This is a genomic window from Achromobacter sp. 1012554356 (assembly GCF_059760815.1).
The window spans coordinates 31,632-53,214 of the sequence record NZ_JCBANC010000034.1; the positions used below are offsets into that span (position 1 = coordinate 31,632).

Below are 21,583 nucleotides of genomic sequence, written 5' to 3' on the forward strand. Positions count from 1 at the left end.
TAAGCGCCGCATTCGGCCGGAGTGACCCCGCGAGGTGCCGCGGATCCGGGCTCCGCCGGTCCGCAGGCACGCCCCTGGGGGAAGCGCGCAGCGCTCGGGGGGACTCTACCGTCGGGGGGGCTTTCTCTACGGGATCAGCTTGGTCAGCAGACCGGAGATGATGCTGTACAGGATGGCGCCGCCCACGGCCCACCAGAACCCGTTGACCTGGAAACCCTTGAGCACGGAGCCCACGAACCAGAACAACAAGGCGTTGATGACGATGAGGAAGAGCCCGAGGGTAACGATCGTGATGGGCAGCGTCAGCAGCACCAGGACCGGCTTGACCAGCATGTTCACCAAGCCCAGCACCAGTGCGGCGATAAGCGCCGAGCCGAAACTGGCCACCGTGATGCCGGGCAGCAGGTAGGCAACGGCCAGCAAGGCCACTGCGTTCAGGATCCAGACGAGTATCAGTGTCACCATGTTCGAACTCCTGTATTGACGCTCCGCGGACCCGTCGGCGCCGGGCGGCGACGGGCGTGACCCGCAGACCGGAAAACCCGCGCCGACATGGCGCGGAATTTTCCTATTGTGCTACATCCATCAATAGCGATAGTGGTTGGGCTTGTAGGGGCCTTCGACCGGCACGCTGATGTAGTCGGCCTGGTCCTGACGCAGCGTCGTGAGCTTGACGCCCAGCTTCTTCAGGTGCAGGCGGGCGACCTTCTCGTCCAGGTGCTTGGGCAGCACGTAGACTTCGCCGGACTTGTAGGCTTCGTTGCGCGTGAACAGTTCGATCTGGGCGATCGTCTGGTTGGCGAACGAGGACGACATCACGAACGAGGGGTGGCCGGTGGCGCAGCCCAGGTTCACGAGACGGCCCTGAGCCAGCAGGATGATGCGCTTGCCGTCCGGGAAGATGACGTGGTCGACTTGCGGCTTGATCTCTTCCCACTTGCAATCGGCCAGACCGGCGACATCGATTTCGTTGTCGAAGTGGCCGATGTTGCAGACGATGGCCTGATCCTTCATCGCGTTCATGTGGTCGCGCGTGATGACCTGGTAGTTGCCGGTGGCGGTTACGAAGATGTCGCCGTGGGCGGCGGCTTCTTCCATCGTCACGACCTTGAAGCCTTCCATGGCGGCTTGCAGGGCGCAGATCGGGTCGATTTCGGTGACCCACACTTGCGCGCGCAGCGCGACCAGCGCCTGGGCGCAACCCTTGCCTACGTCGCCGTAGCCGGCCACAACCGCGATCTTGCCGGCGACCATGACGTCGGTGGCACGCTTGATGCCGTCAACCAGCGATTCGCGGCAGCCGTACAGGTTGTCGAACTTGGACTTGGTGACCGAGTCGTTGACGTTGATGGCGGCAAAGGCCAGCTCGCCCTTTTGCGACATCTGGTACAGGCGATGGACGCCGGTGGTGGTTTCTTCGGTCACGCCCTTGATCAGCGCCAGGCGGGTCGAGTACCACTTGGGATCGCGCTTCAGGGTTTCCTTGATGGCGGCGAACAGGATGCGCTCTTCGTCGCTGCCCGGGTTGGCCAGGACCGAGAGGTCCTTTTCAGCCTTGGTGCCCAGGTGCAGCATCAACGTGGCGTCGCCGCCGTCGTCGAGGATCATGTTGGCGTTCTGGCCATTGGGCCATTCGAAGATCTTGTGGGTGTACTGCCAATACTCTTCCAGCGTCTCACCCTTGACGGCGAAGACCGGCGTGCCCGACGCGGCGATGGCGGCTGCGGCGTGGTCTTGCGTGGAGAAGATGTTGCACGAGGCCCAGCGCACTTCGGCGCCCAGGGCCACCAGCGTTTCGATCAGCACGCCGGTCTGGATGGTCATGTGCAGGCTGCCGGCGATGCGCGCGCCCTTGAGCGGCTGCGACGCGGCGAATTCCTCGCGGATGGCCATCAGGCCGGGCATTTCGGTTTCGGCGATGGCGAGTTCGCGGCGGCCCCAGCCGGCCAGCGACATGTCGGCGACGAGGTAGTCGGATAAGGATTTATCAGTCACAGCGTTCATGGTGTGTAGGCTCCACGTAAATGACGAACGGCGCACGAGATGGCCGGACAACGCGAATACACCACGACAGTCGAGTGCTCGCCTTTCCCGCCATACGCGACAAAGGTGAGCGCCGTTGCTGTAGCGACGCGCGGGGCGCGGCGCTTGAACAAGGATTCCTGAGCCTGGCGAGCCGGGGTCCGCATGGGTAAGACACATGGGGGACCGCAGGGTCGTCGCAACGCTCCTCAGGATTGCCGGGCATTGTACAAGGTTGGCGCGCCAGACGGCTAGCAAATCCGGGCGGCGCGTCTGTATCAGCTTGTGGTCGCCCAATCGTTGGCCGCCCCGCGCGAATCGCCCTGTGTCAGCGGCACCAGTGCGTCCAGCAGATCCGACGCAACCGAATCCCAGCTGCGGGTCAGCGCCTGCGCCCGCACCTCGTCGCGGTGCAGCGGCAGCGCGGCCAGGCAGGCCCGCTTCAGGTCGTCGTCCAGCCGGCCCGTCACGCCTTCCTGCACCACGGCAAGCGGCGCCTCGCTGCGAAAGGCGGCCACCGGGGTTCCGCAGGCCATGGCCTCGAGCATCACCAGCCCGAAGGTATCGGTCAGGCTGGGAAACACGAACACGTCGGCGGCCGCGTAAAAGCCGGGCAGCGCGCCGTCCTGTTGCATGCCCAGGAAGATCGCGTCCGGGAAGCGCTTTTTCAGGCGGGCCTCATCGGGTCCCGCGCCCACCACGACCTTGCTGCCCGGCAAATCCAGGGACAGGAAGGCATCCAGGTTCTTTTCCTTGGCCACGCGGCCCACGCTCAGCCAGACGGGCCGGGGCAGATCATGGAACGCCTGGCTGGCCGAGGGCTGGAACTTGCGCGGATCGACCCCGCGCGACCACACGCGCAGATTCGCCAGGCCGCGCCGCACCAGGATGTCGCGCACTGTGGGCGTGGGCACCAGCACGCATTGCGACGGCCGGTGGAACCAGCGCAGGTAGCGCCACGGCAGCGCCGCGGGGATGCCCATGCGCGCCTCCAGGTAATCCGGAAACATCGTGTGGAACGAAGTGGTGAAGCGCCAGCCCCGCCGCAGCGCCATGCGCCGGGCAGCCAGGCCCAGCGGGCCTTCCGTGGCGATGTGCAGCGCGTGGGGGATGGTGTCGCCCAGGATGCGGCGCAATTGCCGGCCGGGTTGCAGGCACAGCCGCAGATCGGGTTCGGAGGGCGCGGGAATGGTTCGGCTGCCCTCGGGACTGACCACGATCAGCTCGTGGCCCCAGTCGCTGAGGATCTGCCGCATGGTCGACCAGGTGCGGACGACGCCGTTGACTTGCGGATGCCAGGCATCCGTGACCAGGACGATGCGCATGATGGAGCCGGAAGTGGGCAATGGCGCTATTCAGCCTGCGCCATGTGACAAGCCCAAGACGGGGACGCAAGCGCGTCAGTGCGCAGCGGCGTCAGTTGTTGCGCCGCGGATACCCTTGCGACTTGATGCGGATCCAGACTTCGCGCTTTTCGGCTTCCGACATGAACACCCAGTTGGCAACTTCCATGGCCGTGCGCCCGCACCCGCGGCAGATGTCGTCGAACAGCGTGGAACACACCGCCACGCAGGGTGAATCCGACGCCTTGAAGGCGCGCTGGGCGTCCTCGGCGTCGGGCAATTCGGAAAGATCGGCGAAGTAACGATTCATGGGCCGAAGGTTAACACCAGGGGTGTGTCCCTTTTTGGATAGCCCTATCGCCTGCCGAGGCTTGATTGACAGCGGGCGCCGCCCGGTTGTTCAACGCCAGCCGAAGAATGCGCCTGCTTCGCCCAGCACCGCGTCTGGCGTTTCCTCGGCCAGATAGTGCGCGCCGGGCAGCGGGCCGCCGGTCACGTCGTCAGCCACCGCGCGCCACAGGGCCAGCACGTCGAAGTTGCGGCCCACGGCGCCGCGTTCGCCCCACATCGCGCGCACCGGCATGCGCAGGCGCTCGCCAGCAGCGCGGCCGGCCTTGTCGTGGTCCAGGTCGATCGTCGCGGACGCGCGGTAGTCCTCGCAAAGGCCGGTCGCCCAGCCGGGTTGGCGCGCGGCGCGTTCGTACTCGGCCATGGCCTCGGCCGAAAAATGCGCCAGTCCGCCCGGCCGCCCGCCCATCACGGATCGCAGATAGAAAATGGGATCGTGCTCGATCATCGTTTCCGGCACGGGCGCCGGCTGGATCAGCCAGAACCAGTGGAAATAGGCCTGCGCGAAGGCGCGCGTCGTGCCTTCGTACATATCCAGCGTGGGCGCGATATCCAGCAGCAGCATCCGGCTCACGGTGTCGGGATGGTCCAGCGCAAGGCGATGTGCGACACGCGCGCCGCGGTCATGCGCCAGGATCTCGAAACGGTCGTGGCCCAGTCCGCGCATCAGCGCCACCATGTCCGCCGCCATGGTGCGCTTGGAATGCGCGGCGTGATCGGCGCTGGCGGCCGGCTTGCTGCTGTCGCCGTAACCGCGCAGATCGGCGGCCACGCAGGTGCGATAGCGCGTCAGTTCGGGCCAGACGCGGTGCCAGATGGCGTGGGTCTGCGGATGCCCGTGCAACAGCAGCAGGGGCGGACCCGAGCCGTCGATGCGGGCGGCGATCTCCACGCCGTTGGCCGGAAAGCGCCGCACCGGCAGGTCGAAAAAGGCGGTCATCTGCGTCATCTCCTTTCGTTGTCATGCGCGTCCAGCCGGTCGCGCACCTGCCGCGCCACATCCTTCATCCACGGAAAGCGGGCCCAATGGCGTGCTTCAAATCGCTCCACCTCGGGCAGTTGCTGCAGCGTCGCGCCCACCATGTCCTGCCCTTGCGCGAACATGCTGCGATGCCGCGCCGGCAGTTCAAAGTGTGCGATCCAGCCGTCGGCCGCGCGCACCTGCCCGGCCATCACGTCGATGCCGACGCGGTTTGCGCCGGCTGCCGCCGTATTGGACACCTTCGCGAGCAAGGCGTCGACCTCGGCGGGCGGCAACGTCACCAGCAAGAGGCCATTATTGAGCGCGTTGAAGTAGAAGATCTCGCCGAAGCTGGACGCGATGACCGCCCGGATGCCGAACTGCTGCAGTCCCCAGACGGCGTGCTCGCGGCTGGAGCCGCAGCCAAAATTGGGACCGGCCACCAGGATGCTGGCGCCCGCGTAGGCGGGCTGGTTCAGCACACAGTCCGGCCGCGGCGCGCCCGCTTCATCAAAGCGCAGGTCGTACAGCAGGCCCTTGTCCAGCCCGGCCTTGTCGATGATGCGCAAGAACTGCTTGGGCATGATCTGGTCGGTGTCCAGATTGGAGTACGGCAGCGGCGCGGCCACGCCTTCGGTCATGACATTCATTTGGCGTCTCCCCAGGTGCGCACATCGACGATACGGCCCGCCAGCGCGGCCGCTGCGGCCATCGCGGGACTCATCAGGTGCGTGCGCCCTGCCCGCCCCTGGCGTCCCTCGAAATTACGGTTCGTGGTGGACGCACAGCGTTCGCCGGGGCGCAGCACGTCATCGTTCATGGCCAGGCACATCGAGCAGCCGGGCTGGCGCCATTCAAAGCCCGCCGCGATCAGGTCGGCGGCCAGCCCTTCGGCTTCGGCCTGCGCGCGCACCGCGCCGGAACCGGGCACCACCATCGCACGCACCCCCGCGGCCACCTGCTTGCCGCGCGCCAGATCCGCCACGACGCGCAGGTCTTCGATGCGGCCGTTGGTACAGGAGCCGATGAACACGCGGTCGATCGGCACCCCCGCGATGGGCGCGCCCGCCGCCAGACCGATATAGTCCATGGCCTTTTCCAGCGCCAGCCGGGCCAGCGCGTCCGGTTCGTCCCGCGGATCCGGCACCGCGCCATCGACGGGCATCGCCTGATCGGGGCTGGTGCCCCACGTCACGAAGGGCGCGATGGGGCTCGCGTCGAACGCGTGTTCCACATCGAAGCGCGCGTCGTCGTCCGAACGCAGCGTAGCCCACCACGCGCGCGCTTCGTCCAGCAACGCGCCGCGCAGTTGCGGCGCGTGCGCCGTGACGTACGCGTCGGTGACAGCGTCCGGCGCGATCAGCGCGGCGCGCGCGCCGGCTTCGACCGTCATGTTGCACAGGGTCATGCGCGCTTCGGCCGACAGCGCGGCCACCGCCTCGCCGCAGAACTCCACGGCATGGCCGCGCGCGCCCTGCGCGCCAATGCGATGCACGAGGTAGATCACCAGATCCTTGGCCGACACGTGCGCCGGCAGCGCACCGCCGATGCGGATCCGCATGTTGCGCGCCACGCGGTACACCAGCGTCTGCGTCGCCAGAATGTGTTCGACTTCGCTGGTGCCGATGCCAAAACCCAAGGCGCCCAGCGCGCCGTACGTGGTGGTGTGGCTGTCGCCGCACAGCACCACCATGCCGGGCAGGATCATGCCGTGCTCCGGCGCGATGACGTGCTCGATGCCCTGCAGCGGATCGGTGGTATCAAAGAGCGCGATGTGCTGCGTATCGCAATTGCGCTTCAGGTTCAGCGCCTGGCGCGACGAGGCGTCGTCCGCAATCACGCGCAGCGCGGACGGCACGGGATGCGTGGGGATGATGTGGTCCACCACCGCCATCTGCTGACCCGGGCGCAGCACGTCGCGGCCCCGCGCGGCCAGGCCGCTGAAGGCCTGCGGGCTGGTGTATTCGTTCATGATGTGCAGGTCGACGTAGAGCAGCACGTGCTCGGCGTCGATCCGGGCCACCTCATGGCTGGCCACCAGTTTGTCGTATAGCGTCATGCCGGGCATGTCAGGGCTTCCTTGCTTGAAAGAGGCGCCCGCGGCGCGCGCGGGCGGGTATTGCGGGCCGGAGTTGCTCGCGGCCTTTGCGTGCGGCTTTTGCGTGCAGCCTTTGCGCGCTTGGCCGCCGATCAGTTCGCCTGGATCCCGGCTTCCTTGACGATGCCGGACCAGCGCGTCATCTCGGTGGCCACCATGGCGTCGGTCTTGTCCGGCGCGGTGATCAGGGGTTCAAACCCTTCTCTCTGCATGCGTTGCGTCAGCGCGGCCGACTTCAGCGCCTGCGCCAGCTTCGCGTTCAGCGTGTCGATCACCGGCTGCGGCGTGCCTGCCGGCGCGCTGATGACGAACCAGGTGTTGAATTCGTAGCCCGGCAGGCCCGACTCGGCAATCGTCGGCACGTCGGGCAAGAGCGGCGAGCGCGTCGTGCCGGTCACCCCGAGCGCGCGCAGCTTCTTGCCGTCAACCTGCGGCTTGGCCGCGGACAGCACGGGAAAGCTCATCTGCACCTGCCCGCTGATCGTGTCCAGCATCGCGGGGCCGCCGCCCTTGTACGGGACGTGCATGATCTGCGTCTTGGACACGGACTTGAACAGCTCTGCCGCCATGTGGAACGTGCTGCCGGTGCCGGCCGAGCCAAAGCTCAGGTCGTTGGCGGGACGGGCGCGCACATACGTGAGCAGCTCGCTGACCGACGCCACGGGCAAACTGTTGGTGACCGTCAGCACATGCTGCGACGTCCCCACCGTGCCCACCGAACGCAGGTCCTTCGCGGTATCGAACGGCATGGTCTTGAAGAGCGCCGGATTGATCGCGAGCGACATGGTGTTGATGCCGAGCGTGTAGCCGTTGGGCTCGGCACGCGCCACGGCCGTCATGCCGATGTTGCCGGACGCGCCGGCGCGGTTTTCCACGATGACGCTCTGCCCCAATTCCTTCGCCCAGGCGTCGGAGATCAGGCGGGCCGCGATGTCCACGCTGCCGCCCGGCGCGAACGGCACGATCAGCGTCACCGCGCGTTCGGGGAAGGCGTTGCTGGCCCCGGCCGCATGGGCCCAACAGGATGCGGCAACGGCCGCGCACAATGCGCCGGCCAATCTGGCTATCTTCATTTCGGGTCTCCTCGTGTGGCCGCGTGGCGCGGCTCTGTATCGGTGAACCCAGTGTATAGGCCGGTTTCGTTCTTATAATTCGCTGGATTTATAAATCTTTGTTAAATCCAATTTATAAATAGCCATGGACGCGCTCTCCGATCTCGCCTTCTTTTCGCTTGTGGTCAAGCACGGCAACCTGTCGGCCACGGCGCGGGAACTGGGGCTGACGCCGCCCGCGGTCAGCACCCGGCTGGCCAAGCTAGAGCAGCGCCTGGGCGTGCGGCTCTTGAACCGCACCACGCGCCGCGTCAGCGTCACGCAGGAAGGCGAGCTGTACCTGGCCGAGGGCACGCGCATCCTGGCCGACCTGCAGGCGCTGGAACGCTCCGTGTCCAGCGCCCGCGCCCAGCCGCAGGGGCTCCTGCGCCTGAACGCCACGTTCGGCTTCGGACGCGCCCACATCGTGCCCGCCGTCTCGGACTTCTGCCGCCAGTATCCCGACGTGGAAGTGCAGATGCGCCTGACCGACAGGCCGCTCAATCTGATCGAGGAAGGCGTCGACGTGGCGGTGCGCTTTGGCGACCTGCCCGACGCGCGGCTCACGGCGCGCAGAATCGCCTCGAACCGGCGCCTGCTCTGCGCGTCGCCGCGCTATCTGGAGATTCATGGCGAGCCGCGCGCGCCCAGCGACCTGCAGCGCCACCGCTGCATCGTGGTGCGCGAGAACGACGTGGCCTACGGCACCTGGCGGCTGGAATCCGGGGCGCGCGCGGAGACCGTGAAGGTGCGCGGCCCGGTCAGTTCAAATGATGGCCAGAGCGCGCTGGAATGGGCGCTGGACGGCCACGGCATCGTGATGCGGTCCGAATGGGAAACCGCGGCGCACCTGCGCGCGGGCCGCCTGCGCGAAGTGTTGACCGATTGGCGCACGCCGCCCGCGGATATCCACGCGCTGTACCCCGAACGGCTGAACCTGCCGGCCAAGACGCTGGCGTTCGTGGACTTCCTGTCGCGCCGCTTCGCGCGCCGCCTGCGGGCGCCCGGCTCGGACGCCGCCGTGTGGTGAGGCTTCAGATCTCGTCGATGGGCGTGCTGGCCGGCGCGTTCTTTTCCGCGCCGATGGCGTAGCGGTCGCGCGTCCGCACGTAGAAGCTGGCGCCAAACCGGCCCACCGGAAAGTAATCCTGCAGGCGCACGCGCCAGGTTTCCGTGTCGATCAAGCCGTCGCGCGCATGCAGCCAGCGCACCTGGCCGATGAAGATCTGGCGGCTGGCGGTTTCCATGGTTTCGAATAGCGTGCATTCAAACGCGACGGGCGCCTGCACGATGCGCGGCGGCGCGACGCGGTGGCTGGGCGCGGCATCCAGGCCCGCGTGCGCCAGCTCGCTGACATCGGCCGGCAGGCGGTCGCCGCAGCGGTGCATCTTTTCGGCCATGGCCTCGTCGGTCAGGTGCACGACGAACTCGCGGTCGCGCTTGATGTTGACCGCGGTGTCCTTCAGCCCGCCGTCTTCCAGGCGGTTGATGCTGACCATCACGATGGGCGGATCCTCGCCCAGCATGTTGAACATGCTGAACGGCGCGGCGTTGACCACGCCTGTCTCGGACAGCGTGGTGATCAGCGCGATCGGACGGGGCACGATCAGGCTGGCCATCAGCTTGTAGCGCTGATATTCGGTGATAGCGTCGAAGTCGATTTCCATGTCAGGCCAGTCCCAGCATCTGGGCAAGGGTTTGCGCGGGCTGCGGGCGCTCCAGGCTGATGCGCCGCTCCAGGTCCGCAAGGTGGTTGTCGTTGGTCCGCACGGCTTCGGCCACGTCGCCGCGCTCCATCATGTCCACGATCAGCACGTGCTCGCCGTGTTCGCAAGCGGCATTGCCGGGCGGCTCGTACAGCGCCACGATGAGCGAGCAGCGCGACACCAGTTCGGCCAGGTAGCCATGCAGGATGGTGTTGCCGGACAGTTCGCCCAGCCGCACGTGAAACGCGCTTGCCTGCCGCGCCCAGGCCGGCTGCCCGGCGCGATGCAGCAGCGCATGTTCGTCGCGCAGTTGCCGGCGCAGCGAAGCGTAATCGGCGCGCGTGGCGCGGGCCGCCGCCAGCGGGAGCAGCGCGGCCTCCAGCGCGCGGCGCGCCTGGAATATCTGGCGCGTGTCTTCCGGCGTGGGTTCGGCCACTACCGCCCCGCGGTTGTGGTGCAGGTCCACGACGTGCTCGTGCGCCAGCCGCTGCAACGCCTTGCGCGCCACCGACCGCGACACGCCGAACAGATCGCAGATCGCTGCCTCGGGCAGCTTGGTGCCCGGCGTGAGGCGCTGGCTCATCACGCTTTCGTAGACCGCCTCGCAGATGCGGCGTTCCATGTCGGCGTCGGGGGTAGCGGACGGCGATCCGGCCTCGGGCATGACATCAGCCGCCGCCGCGGACCTGCGCGTCCGGGAAGCGGCGGGCTTGGCGGACTTGGACCGGACGGTGGCGGGATTGCGGGACTTGGCGGCGCTTTGGGTGGACATGTGGAGCTCGGTTCAACAAGAAAAACAACATGACGTGGGCGGGTCGTTCTGACGGACCCTTAATCGATCACACCCGGCGGCAGGCCGTCCACATGGCGGCAGATCTCGCCCGGCGTGGTGAACCAGATCTCGCCGCGGTCGCGGGCGGCGGCCAGCGGCGCCAGCGCGCGCCGCAGGTGACGCAACCGGTACGGCTGGCCGACGATGTAGGGATGTAGCGCAATGCCCATGACCAGCGGCTGGCGCACCGCCTGCGCGCGCATCTCCTCGTACTGGTCAAGGATCATATCGGCAAAATCGCGCGCGTCCATCTTGCGGCCCATGATCATCGGAATGTCGTTGAGCTCCTGCGGGTAGGGAATCGCCCACAGGTCGCCCGCGCGGGTGCGCATGCGCATGGGCTGGTCGTCGTGGCACCAATTCAACGTGTAGCAGTAGCCGGCCTCGGCCAGCAGGTCGGGCGTGGCGTGGCTTTCCGAGATCCACGGCGACAGCCACCCCGCCGGCTCGCTGCCTGCATGCTGCAGGATGCGATCGCGACAGTGCGCCAGCAGCGCGCGTTCCTCGGCTTCGGGCAGGCCTCCCTGCCGGTGCGCGTTGCTGTAGCCGTGTCCGATGAGCTCGTCGCCGCGCGCCAGGAAGGCATCCACCAGATCGGGGCAATGCTCGTAGAGCGCAGTGTTGATCAGTACGCCGGCCGGCAGGCGCAGCTCGTCAAAGAGCTCCAGGCAGCGCCACGCGCCCACGCGGTTGCCGTATTCGCGCCAGGCGTAGTTCAGCACATCCGGATGCGGCGACGCCGGGCCAAGTTCCGCGCCTAGTCCTTCTCCGAACGCAAAGTGCTCGATGTTGAAGCCCAGGTACACGGCCAGGCGCGCGCCGTTCGGCCATGAATAGTCGGCCCTGCCGGCGATGGGGCGGTACGGGAACCGGCCGTGGCAGGCCAGGGGTTGCGGCGTCCAGGCGGCGTCGCCGTCACGCCCCGGTTTAGTGCTTGGAAGCGAGGATGGATTCATTTTGGTGCAAATCCTGAAGCATGATTGTGAACAAAATCGCGGAAGTTTTGGCGACAAAATCTGTAGACCGGTGCATACATATCCGGTCTGTTGCCGCCGCGCCCCGCAGCGGCTGGGCGGAGACGGCAAGTGGCAGTGGGCGCGGATCAGGTGGCATGGATCTTGCATAAGGAAACGAAGCAGCACTTAACCCCATGCAAGATTCATTCCACTTTTTCAGGAGTGTCCCGATGACCCCGACCCGTCGTTCCTTCATGCGCCACGCGGCCGCCGCCGCCCTTTTCGCCGCGGGCCTCGTCTCGCAGCCGGCGCTGGCAGCGGACCCGATCAAGATCGGCCTGATCACCGCGTTGTCCGGGGAGTCGGCGCGCGCGGGTGAAGCGCTGACGCGCGGCATCACTGTCGCCATCGACGAGATCAACGCGCGCGGCGGCCTGTTGGACGGCCGCCAGGTCGTGCTGGTGCGGCGCGACGACGAAGGCAATCCCGCCAAGGGCATGGCCGCGGCGCGCGAGCTGATCTTCAAGGAAAAGGTTGCCGTGCTGTTCGGCGGGCTGGACACGCCCGTGTCCATGGCCATCGTGCCGATCGTGAACCAGGAGAAGGTGCCGTTCATGGGCCCATGGGCCGCGGGCACCGCCATCACGCAGAACAAGGGCAATCCCAACTTCGTCTTCCGCGTGTCGGCGATGGACGAGATCGTGGACAGCGCGATGGTCCAGTACGCGCAAAAGACGTTCCAGAGCGCCAAGCCCGGCATGATCCTGGTGAACAACCCCTGGGGCGAGTCCAACGAAAAAGGCCTGAACGCCGCGCTGGCGACTGCCAAGATCACGCCGGCCGGCATCGAGAAATTCCAGCCCAATGACCTGGACATCGTGCCGCAGTTGAGCCGCCTGAAGGCCGCGGGCGCCGACACGCTGTTCCTGGTCGGCAACGTGGGCCCGTCGGCGCAGGTGGTGAAGTCGCTGGACCGCATGGGCTGGAAGGTGCCGATCGTGTCGCACTGGGGTCCGGCCGGCGGCCGCTTCACGGAACTGGCCGGTCCCAACGCCAAGAACGTGCACTTCGTGCAGACGTACAGCTTCTTCGGCAAGCAGGGGCCGGTGGGCGACAAGGTGATGCAGGCGCTCAAGACCAAGTATTCCGACATCAAGGGACCGCAGGACATCACGCCGGCCGTGGGCGTGGCCAACGCGTACGACGGCATGCAGCTTGCCGCGCTGGCCATCGCGCAGGCCGGCTCCACCGACGGCGACGCGGTGCGCCAAGGCTTCTACAAGATCGGCAAATACGAGGGCCTGATCAAGACGTATGAGCAGCCCTTCACGCCGGCTTCGCACGACGCGCTGCGCGAGGACGACTACGTGTGGACGCAGTTCATCGACAACCGCATCCTGCCCGTCAAGGGCGTGCAGTAAAGCGGCCAGACGCCGCGGGAGACGCGCATGTTGTTGATGTCCGCCATCGTCAGCGGCCTGGGGCTGGGAAGCATGTACGGGCTGATGGCCCTGGGCTTTTACCTGACCTATGCCGTGTCCGGCACGGTGAACTTCGCCCAGGGCAGTTCCATGATGCTGGGCGCCGTGCTGACCTACACGTTCGCTCAGACGCTGGGCTGGCCGCTCGCCGTGGCGCTGCTGTTTGCGCTGGCGCTATGCGCGCTTTACGGCCTGGTCGTGGAGCGGCTGGCGGTGCGGCCATTTGCCAGCCGCGGTTCCAACGCCTGGCTCATGTCCACGGTGGCACTGGGCATCGTGCTGGACAACGTGGTCATGTTCACGTTCGGCAAGGAGCCGCGCAGCCTGCCCTCTCCGCTGGCGCAGTCGCCGCTGGAGATCGGCGGGCTGGGCCTGGGCATCTATCCGCTGCAACTGCTGATACCCGTGGTGGGACTGGCGCTGGCGGCCGCGCTGCACACATTGTCGCGCCGCACGCGCTGGGGCGTGGCGCTGCTGGCCGTGGTGCAGAACCCGAACGCCGCGCGGCTGATGGGCATCCCCGTGCGCCGCGCGATCATGGCCGCCTTCGCGGTGTCCACGCTGTTCGCGGGCGTGGCCGGCGCGTTGGTTGCGCCGCTCTTTAACGTGCAGGCGGACATGGGCACGCTGTTCGGCTTGAAGGCCTACGTGGTCGCCATCCTGGGCGGCATCACCAGCGCGTGGGGCGTGATGATCGCGGGCCTGCTGTTTGGCGTGGTCGAAGCGCTGATCACCGTGGCGCTGGGTTCCGGGTATACGCAGATCATCAGCTTCACGCTGGTGATCGTCATGTTGGCCGTGCTGCCCAATGGCCTGTTCGGGCGCGCCGATGTGAGGAAGGTCTGATGAACAAGCAATCCCCCATGCGCTGGCTGCCGCCGGCGCTATATGCCCTGCTGGCGGCGGTGGCCCTGATGCTTGCCGCCACCGTCAACGGCTACTACGTCTTCGTTCTGGGCAATGTGGCGCTGCTGGCGCTGGCCGGCATCGGCCTGAATGTGCTGCTGGGCCTGACGGGCCAGATGTCGTTCGGCCACGCGGGCTTTTACGCCATCGGCGCCTACACGGTTGCGATCCTGACCGGCCAGGCCGGGTGGAGCTTCTGGCTGGCGTGGCCGGCGGCCGCGCTGGTGTGCGGCGCGTTCGGCCTGCTGCTGGCCGTGCCGGCGCTGCGCGTGAAAGGCCCTTATCTGGCGATGATCACCATCGCGTTCGGCTTTATCGTGGAACACGCGCTGATTGAAGGCGGCTCGGTCACGGGCGGGCAGAACGGCCTGATGGGGATCGTGCAGCCCGCCATCGGCAGCCTGGGCGGAGACCGCGGCGTGGCGATGCTGGCCATCGTGGCCGTATTCGCGGCGCTGGGCGGTTATGCGCTGCTGTCGCGCGGCACCTGGGGCGCCGCCATGCGCGCGGTCAAGGACAGCGAGACGGCCAGCGAATCCATCGGCATCAATCCGCTCGCGGTCAAGGCGGCGGCCTTCATGGTGTCCGCTGCCGTGGTCGGTCTGGCGGGCGGGCTGTACGCGCCGCTGACGGGCATGATCACGCCGCACAACTTCAACTTCATGCAATCCATCCTGTTCGTGCTGGCCGTGACGATCGGCGGCGCGGGATCGCTGGCCGGTCCGCTGCTGGGCGCGGTGGTGGTGGGCCTGCTGCCGGAAGTGCTGTCCAGCCTGGAGGAGTACCGCCTGCTGTTCTTCGGCGCCTTTCTGCTGGTGGTGCTGTGGGCCGCGCCCGAGGGCGCCGCCGGGCTCTTGGCACGCTGGCGGTGGCGCGCGCAGACGCAGGGTCTTGCGCCGCGCCCCGGCGCCCTGCCGGCCAGTGCGCGGACGCGACGCACCCTGCATGCCGACACCCTCACCATGACCTTCGGCGGCGTGCGTGCCGTGCAGGCGGTGTCCTTCACCGTGCCGCCCGGCGCGGTGACCGCACTGATCGGCCCCAACGGCGCGGGCAAGTCCACCGTCATCAACATGCTGAGCGGCTACTACCAGCCCACCGATGGCCGCGTCGCGCTGGGCGATGCGCCGCTCGCCGCGCTGCCCGCGCATCGCGTGGCGCGCAGCGGCATTGCGCGCACCTACCAGACCTCGCAGCTCTTTGACACGTTGAGCGTCGAGGACAACGTCGCACTCGGCATGCTGCGCGGTCGCCTGGGAGGGCTGCTGGCGTCGCGCCGTTACCTGGCGCCCGATGTGCGCGAACGTGCGCGCGCCCTGCTGGCGTTCTGCGGCTACGAAGGCGCGCTCGACATTCCCGCGGCCGACCTGCCGCACGTGGACCGGCGGCTGGTGGAGATTGCGCGCGCGCTGGCCACGGACGCCGACGTGCTGTTGATGGACGAGCCCGCAGCCGGGCTGTCGCGCGAAGACAAGACGCGGCTTGCCGGGCTGCTGAGGCGCATTGCCGACGCGGGCGCCGGCGTGCTGCTGGTCGAGCACGACATGACGCTGGTGATGGGCGTGTCCGACCACATCGTGGCGATCGACGCCGGACGCGAGCTGGCGCAGGGTAGCGTCGCCGAGATCCAGCAATCGCCGGAAGTGCGGCAGGCTTATCTGGGCGACGAGGCCGCACGCCGGGCGCCGGCCACGCGGCGCAGGCCGGCGGGCGAGGCGCTGCCGCCCGAGGTGCTGGGCGTGGGCAACCTGACGACCGGCTATGGCGCCAATCCCGTGCTGCACGGCATCGACCTGCAGGTCAGGCAAGGCGAAATGGTGGCGCTGCTGGGCGCAAACGGCGCGGGCAAGTCCACGCTGATGCGCACGCTGGCCGGGCTGCACCGGCCAGCGCAGGGCGGCATGCACCTGCAGGGGCAGGAGCTGCACAATCTCCCCGCCGATCGCATCGTGGCGCGCGGCCTGGTGCTGGTGCCCGAAGGCCGTCAGGTGTTTCCGGGGCTGAGCGTGCTGGACAACATCCGCCTGGGCGCCTTCCTGCATCCGCAGGACCGCGAGGCGCGCGTCGAGGAAATGCTGACGCGCTTTCCGCGGTTGCGCGAACGGCTGCACCAGCGCGCGGGGCTATTGTCGGGCGGCGAACAGCAGATGCTGGCGATCGCGCGCGGCCTGATGGCCAAGCCCGTGATCCTGCTGCTGGACGAGCCCTCGCTGGGCCTGGCGCCCAAGATCATCGACGAGCTGTTCGACGCACTGGACCAGCTGCGCAAGGAGTCGATGACCATCCTGCTGGTGGACCAGATGGCGGCGCTGGCGCTGTCGCTGGCCGACCGCGCGTACGTGCTGGAATCCGGCCGGGTCGCCGCGCACGGCGCCGCGGAAGACATCGCGAAGGACGGTGCGCTGGCGCGCGCTTACCTGGGGGCTTAACGGGCGGGTAGCGACGCCATCACGCGGCGTCCGTCCCCAGCCGCGCACCCGCGCGCACAATGCCGCAACGCTTGTGCGCGCGCATCACCACGCCGACCTCGCTGTTCAGCACGCCGTCCAGCTCGCCCAGCCGCCGCGTCACCACGTCCCACAGATGCAGGCTGTCGCGGCACAGCACGTGCCAGAAGAGCTGCGAGGCGCCACTGGTGCCGAACAGGCAGCGGGTGTTGGGGTCCAACGCCAGATGCGCGGCCAGCGCGTCCACCGTTTGCGGGCGTACCTGCACCGAAATCACCGCTTCCACCGGAAAGCCGACCAGCGCCGGCTCGACTTCCACGCGAAAGCTCAGCGCGCGGCGCTCCACCAGATTCTGCAGCAGGCGATTCGCGGTCGGTTCGCTGACGCCGGATCGTTCGGCCAATTCCGCCAGACTGGCGCGGCCATCGCGCATCAGGTGCGACACCATGCGCTGCTCGGGGTCGGTCAGCGCCGCCGGTGGCGACAGCAGCGGCGCGTCCGCGTCGCCACCAGACTCCGGCTGGATCCGCCACTGGCCCGCGCGCCGGAACGGCCGCAACACCAGGCGCGCCTCCACGTGTTCCACCCCGTCGATGGACGGCAGGACGTGGGTCACCACGTCCGGCATGTCGGCCGCGTCGGCCAGGGTCAGCTCGGCCATCAGGTCGGCGGAACCGGCCAGCGTCACGACGAGCTGGCTGATGTCCAGCCGCGCAAGTTGGTCGGCCACGTCCGGCACCCGGCCCGACCGGCAGCGCACCCAGGCGTGCAGCACCACGCCGCGGCCGGTGGCCAGCGGATCCGGTTCCGCGATGACGCGCAGCGCGTCCGCGTCCATCAGGCGCTTGATGCGCCGCGCGACAGTTCTCTCGGCGATGCCGGTCGCCGCGCCCAGCTCGCGCCAGGACGCGCGAGGCTGCGCCTGCAGCGCGACGAGGCACGCGAGATCCGTGTCGTCCAACGCGGCGATTAGGGAATTACCCTTACTTGACGTGACCATATTCATTAATCTAACGTTCGCGCATTGATAAAAACACAAAATTTATTGGTCTATTTGACCAAAAAACAAAACACAATTTGAGGACGTCATGAGCAGCACATCCGCAACCTTGCGCGCGGCGCAAGGCGCAAGCGCCCCGCCCGTTTCGCGCGGCCGCACGATTCTGGCCGGTAGTGTAGGCAATGCGGTGGAATGGTTCGATTGGACCATCTACGCGTCGTTCGCCATCTTCTTTTCCAGCCAGTTCTTCCCGCCCGGCAACGAAACCACCGCCCTGCTCGCGACGTTCGGCATCTTCGCAGTCGGGTTTTTCATGCGTCCCGTGGGCGGATGGGTGCTGGGCATCTTCTCCGACCGCTATGGCCGCAAGGCCGCTTTGGGTCTGACGATCCTGATGATGGCGGGCGGCTCGCTCATCATCGCCATCACGCCCACCTACGCCACCATCGGCATCGCCGCGCCGCTGCTCCTGACCGCCGCGCGCCTCCTGCAAGGCCTGTCGCTGGGCGGAGAGTATGCCTCGGCCACGACCTTCCTGGCGGAAATGGCGCCGCCCAACAAGCGCGGGTTCTATTCCAGCTTCGTCTTCTTCAGCGCCGCCGTCGGCATCCTGGCCGCCTCGGCCGTGGGCTGGATCCTCACCACCGTCCTCACCAAGGCCGACATGGCCGCCTGGGGCTGGCGCATTCCGTTCCTGCTGGGCGCCCTGGGCGGCCTGGCCGGCATGTGGATCCGCCGCGCCATCCCGGAAACCGAAGCCTTCTCGCACGCCAAGAAGGCCGGCGTTGAAAAGCAGCCGCTGCGCACGCTGCTGCGCGACCATCCGCGAGAAGTGCTGCGCATCGTCGGCTTCTCGGTCCTGACCACGTTCGCGTTCTACATCTTCGTGGCCTACGTGCCCACCTACGCCATCCGGCAGGTCGGCGCCGACCCCAAAACCGCATTCGCGGCCAACACCGTCGCGCTGATCGTGTTCATGCTGGTGCAGCCGCTGTTCGGCATGCTGTCCGACCGCATCGGCCGCAAGCCGCAGCTGATCTTCTTTGCCGCGGGCTACCTGATCTTCTTTTATCCGATCATGACCACGCTGGGGCCGTCGTTCGGCTCGATCCTGGCGGTGGAGCTGTTCGGCCTGGTGCTGTACGCCATGTACACCGCGATTGCGCCGGCCATCATGTCCGAGCAGTTTCCCACCAGCGTGCGCGCCGTCGGCATCGGCACGCCGTACAACCTGGTCGTCGCGCTGCTGGGCGGCACCACGCCCTACCTGCTGACCTGGCTGCAGAGCAAGGGCATGGAGCGCTGGTTCTTCTACTACGTGCTGGCCGGAGCCGTGATCACGCTGATCACCTTCATCCGCATGCCCGAAACCAAAGGCCAGGTCCTGAAGTAGGCCAGCCCCGGTAGGCCCCCCTTCGCAGCCCTTCCGATCAGATCGCTTTCCGGTCCCGCCGCGGACCGGAAGGCTTTTTCCATTTCGACGAGACTCATGCCCGCCCAAGATACTGCCCTGCATTTCCAGGACGCACACCAGCTTGCCCGCGCCATCCGCGAGCGCAAGATCCGTTCGCGCGACCTCACCCTGCATTTCCTTGACCGCATCGAGCGCGGCGCGGCGCTCTCCGCGTATAGCGTGGTCACGGCCGAGCGCGCCCTCGCGCAGGCCGAGGCGGCGGACCGGTTGCTGGAAGCCGGCATCAATCTGGGCCCGCTGCATGGCGTGCCGGTCGCGGTGAAGGACAGCGTGCAGTGGGAAGGCACACCGTGCAGCGGCGGCTCGCAGGCGCGCGCCGGCGTCGTCAGCACGGAAACCGCCACCGCCGCGCGCGCGCTGGCGGCGCAAGGCATGGTGCTCCTGGGCAAAACGCGCATGACGGAATTCGCGTTCGGCCTGTCGGGACAGAACCCCACGCAGGGCACCGCCCGCAATCCGTGGGACGCGAAGGTCCCGCGCGCGCCGGGCGGCTCGTCCAGCGGCGCGGGCGTCGCGGTCGCGGCGGGTCTGGCGCCGCTGGCGCTGGGCGGCGACACCGGCGGCTCGGTGCGCGCGCCCGCAGCACTGAACGGCGTGGTCGGCTTCAAGCCATCGTCGGGCCTCATCAGCCGCGCCGGCTGCCTGCCGCTGTCCGACACGCTGGACGTGCTGGGCCCGATCGCGCGCAGCGTCGGCGACGCGCGCCTCTTGACGCAACTGCTGGCCGCACCGGACGTCGATGACGCCGCCACGCTGACGCTGCCGGCCGCCCGCTTCACCGGCCTGCGTCACGCCACCGCGCGCCAGCCGGGCGCCGTCGCCGTGCTGGCGCCGCAAGCCTGGCCGGCCCCGCTGACTGACGAGGCGCTGCAAACCTGGCGCGCGGCGCAGGGACGCCTGGCAGCGGCCGGCTACACGCCCACCGCCTGGCATCCGCCCGCGTCGCTGTCGTTTGCCCGCATGGCGGATGACAATTCGCTGGTGCTGGCGTTTGAAGCCTTCCGCTACTTCGGCGCGCTAGCCGAAGACCCTGCGCAGCCCTTGTGGGATGTCGTGCGCGCGCGCATCGCTGCAGGCGGCCGGATCACGCAGTCCAGCTACGAGGCCGCGCTGCTGCGCCGCCAGGCCGACATGGCGGCTTTCGAAAAAGCCATGCAGGGCGTGGATGCCCTGCTCATGCCCGCCAGCGATCAGGCCGCACAGGCGCTGGACCCGCAGGACACGCGGCACGCCGGGCTGGGCAAGCTGCTGCGCCCGGCCAACTTCCTGGGCGCGGCGGCGATCACGCTGCCGGCCGGCCTGGACGCGGACGGCATGCCCTGCGCCGTGCAACTGCTGGCGCCCGCGGGCGGCGACGCCGCACTGCTGGACTGCGCGGCGGCCTTGGAAACCGTGCTGTCTCCGACGCCGCTGCATCCGGATCTGTCGGCCTGGGGGCTTTGACGCCGCGCCTGCCGCGATCGGACCCGACAAAAAGAAAAGCGCCCCAACGGGCGCTTTTCCATGAACCGCATGGCGGATCGGGTCAGACGGACTTCTTCAGTTCCTGAACCTTGTCCGTCGCTTCCCACGAGAACTCCGGCTCAGAGCGGCCGAAGTGGCCGTAGGCGGCGGTCTTGGTGTAGATCGGGCGCAGCAGGTCCAGCATGTTCACGATGCCCTTCGGACGCAGGTCGAAGTGCTCGCGCACCAGCTTGGCGATCTGGTCATCGGGGATGACGCCCGTGCCTTCCGTGTAGACGGTGATGTTGATGGGTTCGGCCACACCGATGGCGTAGCTGACCTGCACCTGGCACTGGCGCGCCAGCCCGGCGGCCACGATGTTCTTGGCCACGTAGCGGGCGGCGTAGGCGGCCGAACGGTCGACCTTGGACGGGTCCTTGCCCGAGAACGCGCCGCCGCCGTGCGGGCAAGCGCCGCCGTAGGTGTCGACGATGATCTTGCGGCCGGTCAGGCCGCAATCGCCTTGCGGACCGCCGATGACGAAGCGGCCGGTCGGGTTGACCAGGAACTTGGTCTGGGGCGTGATCAGGCCTTCGGGGAAGCTGGGCTTGATGATGTCTTCGATGACCGCTTCGCGGATGGTCTCTTGCGAGACTTCCGGCGCGTGCTGGGTCGACAGCACCACGGTGTCGACTTCGGCGGGACGGCCGTCGACGTAGCGGAACGTGACCTGCGACTTGGCGTCCGGACGCAGCCAGCCCAGGCGGCCGTCCTTGCGCAGTTCGCTCTGGCGCTGCACCAGGCGGTGCGCGTACCAGATCGGGGCGGGCATCAGGTCGGGGGTTTCGTCGCAGGCGTAGCCGAACATCAGGCCTTGGTCGCCGGCGCCCTGGTTCAGGTAGTCTTCCGAGCTGCGGTCCACGCCCTGCGCGATGTCGGGCGACTGCTTGTCGTAGGCGACGAGCACCGCGCAACCCTTGTAGTCGATGCCGTATTCGGTATTGTCATAGCCGATGCGGCGGATCGTGTCGCGCGCGACCTGGATGTAGTCGACGTTGGCGGTGGTGGTGATTTCGCCAGCCAGCACGACCAGGCCGGTGTTGCACAGCGTTTCGGCTGCGACACGCGCGTTCGGGTCTTGCGTGAAGATGGCGTCGAGGATCGAATCGGAGATCTGATCGGCAACCTTGTCGGGGTGCCCTTCGGAGACGGATTCGGAAGTGAAGAGAAAATCGTTGTTGGCCACAGATGCGTCCTTAGTGTCCGGTCTTGCCGGCGCATAGGTTCTTGAGACGCGTAGCACCCCGGTCTGCACTGCAATGCCAACTGGGCGCGACGCTTTAGCGGATTTGGCATGGGCCGCGCAAAGCGCAGTACCCTTGCCGTCGCCCCGCAAGTTGTCGGTTAACTCGGCGACTGGGCGCATTTTAAGCGAAAATGCCGTTCTTATGCTTGCGCCCGGGGTGTATCCATAT

19 protein-coding genes and 1 riboswitch are annotated in these 21,583 nt (G+C 67.7%); of the genes, 6 read left to right on the plus strand and 13 right to left on the minus strand.

The window, feature by feature from the left end; all coding sequences use genetic code 11:
- Window positions 1-126 precede the first annotated feature (126 nt).
- From AC6LJW_RS17905 to AC6LJW_RS17940, 8 genes are all read right to left on the minus strand, one after another.
- On the minus strand, window positions 127-462 hold the full coding sequence (locus tag AC6LJW_RS17905; RefSeq protein ID WP_056327402.1) for a phage holin family protein: 336 nt from the start codon (window positions 460-462) through the stop codon (window positions 127-129).
- A 123-nt stretch (window positions 463-585) separates the two neighbouring features.
- On the minus strand, window positions 586-2,004 hold the full coding sequence (gene ahcY / locus AC6LJW_RS17910) for an adenosylhomocysteinase (RefSeq protein WP_498087895.1): 1,419 nt from the start codon (window positions 2,002-2,004) through the stop codon (window positions 586-588).
- Between the two features lie 100 nt (window positions 2,005-2,104).
- Window positions 2,105-2,239: riboswitch (S-adenosyl-L-homocysteine riboswitch) on the minus strand.
- 61 nt (window positions 2,240-2,300) lie between these two features.
- On the minus strand, window positions 2,301-3,347 hold the full coding sequence (locus AC6LJW_RS17915) for a glycosyltransferase family 4 protein (protein WP_498087896.1): 1,047 nt from the start codon (window positions 3,345-3,347) through the stop codon (window positions 2,301-2,303).
- Window positions 3,348-3,438: 91 nt separating this feature from the next.
- Window positions 3,439-3,675, minus strand: coding sequence for a DUF1289 domain-containing protein (locus AC6LJW_RS17920; protein ID WP_056571272.1), 237 nt, complete (start codon window positions 3,673-3,675; stop codon window positions 3,439-3,441).
- A gap of 90 nt (window positions 3,676-3,765) precedes the next feature.
- A complete protein-coding gene (locus AC6LJW_RS17925) occupies window positions 3,766-4,653 on the minus strand; it encodes an alpha/beta fold hydrolase (protein WP_498087897.1) in 888 nt (295 codons plus the stop codon).
- 5 nt (window positions 4,654-4,658) lie between these two features.
- Window positions 4,659-5,324 carry a 3-isopropylmalate dehydratase small subunit gene (gene leuD, locus AC6LJW_RS17930; RefSeq protein WP_427987370.1) on the minus strand — a complete coding sequence of 222 codons (666 nt, stop codon included), beginning with the start codon at window positions 5,322-5,324 and terminating at the stop codon, window positions 4,659-4,661.
- Window positions 5,321-6,742 (minus strand): 3-isopropylmalate dehydratase large subunit, encoded by a 1,422-nt coding sequence (leuC, locus tag AC6LJW_RS17935; RefSeq protein WP_498087898.1) that lies wholly within the window; start codon window positions 6,740-6,742, stop codon window positions 5,321-5,323. Before leuC ends, leuD begins: the two co-directional genes overlap by 4 nt.
- Before the next feature lie 122 nt (window positions 6,743-6,864).
- Window positions 6,865-7,845 (minus strand): tripartite tricarboxylate transporter substrate binding protein, encoded by a 981-nt coding sequence (locus AC6LJW_RS17940; protein ID WP_056571265.1) that lies wholly within the window; start codon window positions 7,843-7,845, stop codon window positions 6,865-6,867.
- A 124-nt stretch (window positions 7,846-7,969) separates the two neighbouring features.
- On the opposite strand from AC6LJW_RS17940, the gene AC6LJW_RS17945 reads away from it, so the two are divergent.
- Complete coding sequence (locus tag AC6LJW_RS17945; RefSeq protein ID WP_056571263.1) at window positions 7,970-8,893, plus strand: LysR family transcriptional regulator; 924 nt, start codon at window positions 7,970-7,972, stop codon at window positions 8,891-8,893.
- Between the two features lie 4 nt (window positions 8,894-8,897).
- Here AC6LJW_RS17945 and AC6LJW_RS17950 read toward each other — a convergent pair whose 3' ends face one another.
- The 3 genes from AC6LJW_RS17950 to AC6LJW_RS17960 are packed head-to-tail and all read right to left on the minus strand — an operon-like array spanning window position 8,898 to window position 11,357.
- Complete coding sequence (locus AC6LJW_RS17950; protein WP_056571261.1) at window positions 8,898-9,530, minus strand: flavin reductase family protein; 633 nt, start codon at window positions 9,528-9,530, stop codon at window positions 8,898-8,900.
- A 1-nt stretch (window position 9,531) separates the two neighbouring features.
- On the minus strand, window positions 9,532-10,341 hold the full coding sequence (locus tag AC6LJW_RS17955) for a GntR family transcriptional regulator (protein WP_056571259.1): 810 nt from the start codon (window positions 10,339-10,341) through the stop codon (window positions 9,532-9,534).
- Window positions 10,342-10,400: 59 nt separating this feature from the next.
- The gene (locus AC6LJW_RS17960; RefSeq protein ID WP_498087899.1) at window positions 10,401-11,357 is read right to left on the minus strand and encodes a polysaccharide deacetylase family protein; all 957 of its coding nucleotides are present in this window, start codon (window positions 11,355-11,357) and stop codon (window positions 10,401-10,403) included.
- Between the two features lie 230 nt (window positions 11,358-11,587).
- Here AC6LJW_RS17960 and AC6LJW_RS17965 point away from each other — a divergent pair, with 230 nt between their 5' ends.
- From AC6LJW_RS17965 to AC6LJW_RS17975, 3 genes are read left to right on the plus strand one after another with little or no spacing between them, the layout of a single operon-like run.
- Window positions 11,588-12,778, plus strand: a complete 1,191-nt coding sequence (locus tag AC6LJW_RS17965; RefSeq protein WP_056571254.1) for an ABC transporter substrate-binding protein — start codon at window positions 11,588-11,590, stop codon at window positions 12,776-12,778.
- Between the two features lie 27 nt (window positions 12,779-12,805).
- Window positions 12,806-13,684, plus strand: coding sequence for a branched-chain amino acid ABC transporter permease (locus AC6LJW_RS17970; RefSeq protein WP_056571252.1), 879 nt, complete (start codon window positions 12,806-12,808; stop codon window positions 13,682-13,684).
- On the plus strand, window positions 13,684-16,173 hold the full coding sequence (locus AC6LJW_RS17975) for a branched-chain amino acid ABC transporter ATP-binding protein/permease (RefSeq protein WP_498087900.1): 2,490 nt from the start codon (window positions 13,684-13,686) through the stop codon (window positions 16,171-16,173). The genes AC6LJW_RS17970 and AC6LJW_RS17975 overlap by 1 nt, the downstream gene beginning before the upstream one ends.
- A gap of 19 nt (window positions 16,174-16,192) precedes the next feature.
- Here the strand turns inward: AC6LJW_RS17975 and AC6LJW_RS17980 are convergent, their stop codons facing one another.
- The gene (locus tag AC6LJW_RS17980; RefSeq protein WP_056571248.1) at window positions 16,193-17,197 is read right to left on the minus strand and encodes an Lrp/AsnC family transcriptional regulator; all 1,005 of its coding nucleotides are present in this window, start codon (window positions 17,195-17,197) and stop codon (window positions 16,193-16,195) included.
- Window positions 17,198-17,279: 82 nt separating this feature from the next.
- Between AC6LJW_RS17980 and AC6LJW_RS17985 the strand changes: the two genes are divergently transcribed.
- Window positions 17,280-18,584: an MFS transporter gene (locus AC6LJW_RS17985; RefSeq protein WP_056571246.1), complete on the plus strand. Its 1,305-nt coding sequence runs from the start codon at window positions 17,280-17,282 to the stop codon at window positions 18,582-18,584.
- A gap of 96 nt (window positions 18,585-18,680) precedes the next feature.
- Window positions 18,681-20,108, plus strand: coding sequence for an amidase (locus AC6LJW_RS17990; RefSeq protein ID WP_498087901.1), 1,428 nt, complete (start codon window positions 18,681-18,683; stop codon window positions 20,106-20,108).
- An 82-nt stretch (window positions 20,109-20,190) separates the two neighbouring features.
- Here the strand turns inward: AC6LJW_RS17990 and metK are convergent, their stop codons facing one another.
- On the minus strand, window positions 20,191-21,354 hold the full coding sequence (gene metK, locus AC6LJW_RS17995; RefSeq protein WP_056571243.1) for a methionine adenosyltransferase: 1,164 nt from the start codon (window positions 21,352-21,354) through the stop codon (window positions 20,191-20,193).
- Between the last annotated feature and the right edge of the window lie 229 nt (window positions 21,355-21,583).

Excerpts from the sequence above, each read along its gene's own strand:
- ahcY (WP_498087895.1), bottom strand. The coding sequence starts at position 2,004 with ATGAACGCTGTGACTGATAAATCCTTATCCGACTACCTCGTCGCCGAC.
- AC6LJW_RS17915 (WP_498087896.1), bottom strand. The coding sequence starts at position 3,347 with ATGCGCATCGTCCTGGTCACGGATGCCTGGCATCCGCAAGTCAACGGC.
- AC6LJW_RS17920 (WP_056571272.1), bottom strand. The coding sequence starts at position 3,675 with ATGAATCGTTACTTCGCCGATCTTTCCGAATTGCCCGACGCCGAGGAC.
- AC6LJW_RS17925 (WP_498087897.1), bottom strand. The coding sequence starts at position 4,653 with ATGACCGCCTTTTTCGACCTGCCGGTGCGGCGCTTTCCGGCCAACGGC.
- leuD (WP_427987370.1), bottom strand. The coding sequence starts at position 5,324 with ATGAATGTCATGACCGAAGGCGTGGCCGCGCCGCTGCCGTACTCCAAT.
- leuC (WP_498087898.1), bottom strand. The coding sequence starts at position 6,742 with ATGCCCGGCATGACGCTATACGACAAACTGGTGGCCAGCCATGAGGTG.
- AC6LJW_RS17940 (WP_056571265.1), bottom strand. The coding sequence starts at position 7,845 with ATGAAGATAGCCAGATTGGCCGGCGCATTGTGCGCGGCCGTTGCCGCA.
- AC6LJW_RS17945 (WP_056571263.1), top strand. The coding sequence starts at position 7,970 with ATGGACGCGCTCTCCGATCTCGCCTTCTTTTCGCTTGTGGTCAAGCAC.
- AC6LJW_RS17950 (WP_056571261.1), bottom strand. The coding sequence starts at position 9,530 with ATGGAAATCGACTTCGACGCTATCACCGAATATCAGCGCTACAAGCTG.
- AC6LJW_RS17955 (WP_056571259.1), bottom strand. The coding sequence starts at position 10,341 with ATGTCCACCCAAAGCGCCGCCAAGTCCCGCAATCCCGCCACCGTCCGG.
- AC6LJW_RS17960 (WP_498087899.1), bottom strand. The coding sequence starts at position 11,357 with ATGAATCCATCCTCGCTTCCAAGCACTAAACCGGGGCGTGACGGCGAC.
- AC6LJW_RS17965 (WP_056571254.1), top strand. The coding sequence starts at position 11,588 with ATGACCCCGACCCGTCGTTCCTTCATGCGCCACGCGGCCGCCGCCGCC.
- AC6LJW_RS17970 (WP_056571252.1), top strand. The coding sequence starts at position 12,806 with ATGTTGTTGATGTCCGCCATCGTCAGCGGCCTGGGGCTGGGAAGCATG.
- AC6LJW_RS17975 (WP_498087900.1), top strand. The coding sequence starts at position 13,684 with ATGAACAAGCAATCCCCCATGCGCTGGCTGCCGCCGGCGCTATATGCC.
- AC6LJW_RS17980 (WP_056571248.1), bottom strand. The coding sequence starts at position 17,197 with ATGAATATGGTCACGTCAAGTAAGGGTAATTCCCTAATCGCCGCGTTG.
- AC6LJW_RS17985 (WP_056571246.1), top strand. The coding sequence starts at position 17,280 with ATGAGCAGCACATCCGCAACCTTGCGCGCGGCGCAAGGCGCAAGCGCC.
- AC6LJW_RS17990 (WP_498087901.1), top strand. The coding sequence starts at position 18,681 with ATGCCCGCCCAAGATACTGCCCTGCATTTCCAGGACGCACACCAGCTT.